At 50.2% G+C, this 713-nt stretch carries 2 protein-coding genes; both read left to right on the top strand.

The features are described 5' to 3' along the window. Nucleotides 1-358, top strand: a 358-nt coding sequence (locus R7E78_RS26590) for an ABC transporter permease (protein ID WP_029798946.1), incomplete at its 5' end; no start/stop codon positions are given. 2 nt (nt 359-360) lie between these two features. Further along, nucleotides 361-713 (top strand): DUF3299 domain-containing protein (locus tag R7E78_RS26585; RefSeq protein ID WP_318058670.1); only part of this gene is annotated, 353 nt, incomplete at its 3' end.

Here is a 713-nt window from a genome sequence, read left to right as displayed (position 1 = left end):
TTTACTCGGCATGTTAAGCAGCCTACTGACCAGCTTACAAGAACGACGTCGAGAAATGGCCATTTTACGCGCTATGGGAGCGCGCCCACGCCACGTTTTTTCTCTGCTCATTAGTGAAGCGAGTTTACTCACAGCAGCAGGTATCGTCACCGGCGTTTTGGGGCTGTATGCGATACTCGCCCTACTTCAGCCCCTAATTCAACAACACTACGGTATAAATCTCACGTTAAGCACGCTTTCTGCGTACGAATGGATGCTGCTTAGCTTTGTACAATGCGCCGGTATTGTGATTGGTTTTATTCCAGCATTCCGCGCCTACAGACAGTCACTCAGTGACGGAATGACCATAAGGATCTAACGATGTGGAAAAAAGTTTTAGCCAGTTGCTTACTCGCGATTGCATTTACGACGCCGGTCATGGCGAGTGATGAGCCATTAACGCTCGACTGGATCGATCTGGTTCCTGAAGCGGAACGTAAGCTGTTCGACAGCGTGGGGATGCCCGCATGTGATCACAGTGGGGGCGCGGCGCAGCAATCAAACATCGGTAACGTCAGACCAGAACTCAATGGCAGTCAGGTCAAAATCCCTGGCTTCGTGATTCCTCTTGAGGGAGATGCCAACACGGTGACGGAATTTTTGTTGGTGCCGTATTTTGGGGCGTGTATCCACGTACCACCACCACCACCAAACCAAATCATTTACGTGAAATT

The organism is Vibrio sp. YT-19(2023), assembly GCF_033337395.1.
This window is presented reverse-complemented; position numbering and strand designations above follow the sequence as displayed.